Origin of the sequence: Bartonella sp. AP1QHHD (genome assembly GCF_042196265.1) — a bacterium.
In the GTDB taxonomy this organism is placed as follows: Bacteria; Pseudomonadota; Alphaproteobacteria; order Rhizobiales; family Rhizobiaceae; genus Bartonella.
This window is the reverse complement of sequence record NZ_JBHIPW010000022.1, coordinates 1-1,821: the sequence shown is the minus strand read 5'-3', so window position 1 is coordinate 1,821 and position 1,821 is coordinate 1. Positions and strand designations below refer to the sequence as shown.

Below are 1,821 nucleotides of genomic sequence, written 5' to 3'. Positions count from 1 at the left end.
GGTCAAATTGACGTGGTGTATTTTGAAGAGGTGAGGCGTCATAAAGGTACAGATGCAGCGCATGTTTACGGTGGTTTGTTAACAACGTTAACGGCGTGGTGTGAACAGCATCAGATACCGTATGAGGGGATACCAGTAAGTACAATTAAGAAAGCGACGAGACAGGCAAGGGGAATGCGTCGAAAGAAGAGATGATTAAGGCGATATGTTCCAAAGGTCATGCGCCTTGTGATGATAACGAAGCAGATGCTTTAGCAATTTTATATTTAGTTAAAGAAAGGGAATTGGGGTATGTCCAGTAAATTACCATGGACGAGGCTTTTTGCAGACAAGTGGGCAATAGTTGTTGATTATTTGCCTGCTGTAGAGGGCAATATCTATATGCGATTACGGTTACGTATGTTGCATACTGGTGAACCTCTTTTTTATAATATTAAAGTTTTATCTCATTACACTGGTTATTCAGTGAAGAAGTTTGAAGCGGCACTGAATGTTTTGCTTGAAGAAGGATATCTCATTCGTTTAGCAGATGGTCGCTTATGGAATTTAGATGTTGAAGAAGAACTCAACAACCTCCGTGAAGAAGAGTTAGATAATTTCACTTGCAATGATAATAAAGAAAGGGAGGTGAAGTATGTCAACTAAGTTGCCATGGACGAGGCTTTTTTCTTCACAATGGATTGTTGATGTTAGTGGTATGAGTATAGTGGAAAAAGGTCTTTATATGACACTTGTCTTATATATGTATGAAGAGCGCCGCCCTATTATTGAAGATGCTCCCAAATTAGCACGGTGGGCAGGTTGTTCAGTGAGAGTTCTAAAAAATACATTAGACATCTTATTACGCGATGAGAAGATCATACGTTTAGAAGATGGTCGTTTGTGGAGTTTAAGAGTTGAAGAGGAACTCAATAACTCAAATGATAATTTAAATAAGTTTTCAGAAAGAGCACAAAAGGCAGCAAAGGCAAGATGGGATAAAAATATGAATTTACTGATGAGACAATCGAAATTGATGGTCATGTTTTACACCGTATTAGAGCATTAAGAGATTTTGGTTATATGTTTGGGAAGGTTAATGCGGGGGACCTTGGTGGCTTTATTGAAAAGGAAGATAATCTATCACATGAGGGAAGTTGCTGGATTTTTGATAATGCCCGTGTTTATCAAAATGCGCTTGTTACTGATAATGCTTATGTAGCTTGTGATGTTATCGTTAAAGATTCTGCTACGGTTTCTGATAACGCACGTGTTGTAAATAATGTTCATATTTCTGATAATGCAAAAGTTTGTGATAGTGCTGCTATTTACGATAATGTAAAAATTTATGGTAAAGCTTTTGTTGGTGATACCTCTTGTATTAGTGAAAATGTCATCATAAATGGTGCTACTGTAATTGGGGATTCTGATATTGAAAGTGATACCTATTTATCACCTAATGATCTTATTTGTGATAAATTTATTCCCGAAATCGATGATCCATGTTGGTAATTAAACAATAGGGCGCGGCGGGGGCGCCTCCTTATAACCATTTCATTTAAAAATTTGTTTGAATATTAGATTAGGGAGCTACCTATGACCACTAAAAATGTATCCAAAAAATATGAAATTATAGACGAAATAAAAAAAGTTTACGATGCAGAAACCCGTCAACCTAGATACTTTTATCGCATACGCGCATTAAGGGATTTCGATGATGTCAAGGCTGGTGACCTTGGTGGTTTTATTGAGAAGGAAGATAACCTCTCTCATGATGGGAATTGCTGGGTGTATGATGATGCTATTGCAGCATATGATGCTGTCGTTAGTGAAAATGCTAAA

3 protein-coding genes and 2 pseudogenes are annotated in these 1,821 nt (G+C 37.3%); all 5 read left to right on the top strand.

Annotation, left to right across the window (positions count from 1 at the left end; all coding sequences use genetic code 11):
* Nucleotides 1-302, top strand: a pseudogene (locus tag ACFIME_RS02960) (crossover junction endodeoxyribonuclease RuvC); the annotation flags it as partial.
* Nucleotides 292-645, top strand: coding sequence for a DUF1376 domain-containing protein (locus tag ACFIME_RS02955; protein WP_375684459.1), 354 nt, complete (start codon nt 292-294; stop codon nt 643-645). The pseudogene ACFIME_RS02960 and the gene ACFIME_RS02955, both read left to right, overlap by 11 nt.
* Nucleotides 635-1,048, top strand: coding sequence for a DUF1376 domain-containing protein (locus ACFIME_RS02950; RefSeq protein WP_375662698.1), 414 nt, complete (start codon nt 635-637; stop codon nt 1,046-1,048). The genes ACFIME_RS02955 and ACFIME_RS02950 overlap by 11 nt, the downstream gene beginning before the upstream one ends.
* A gap of 14 nt (nt 1,049-1,062) precedes the next feature.
* Nucleotides 1,063-1,491 (top strand): hypothetical protein, encoded by a 429-nt coding sequence (locus ACFIME_RS02945; RefSeq protein ID WP_375662699.1) that lies wholly within the window; start codon nt 1,063-1,065, stop codon nt 1,489-1,491.
* An 84-nt stretch (nt 1,492-1,575) separates the two neighbouring features.
* Nucleotides 1,576-1,821: pseudogene (locus ACFIME_RS02940) on the top strand (hypothetical protein); the annotation flags it as partial.

What these genes read in the sequence shown, in the direction of transcription:
- ACFIME_RS02955 (WP_375684459.1), top strand. Translation starts at nt 292, where the DNA reads ATGTCCAGTAAATTACCATGGACGAGGCTTTTTGCAGACAAGTGGGCA.
- ACFIME_RS02950 (WP_375662698.1), top strand. Translation starts at nt 635, where the DNA reads ATGTCAACTAAGTTGCCATGGACGAGGCTTTTTTCTTCACAATGGATT.
- ACFIME_RS02945 (WP_375662699.1), top strand. Translation starts at nt 1,063, where the DNA reads ATGTTTGGGAAGGTTAATGCGGGGGACCTTGGTGGCTTTATTGAAAAG.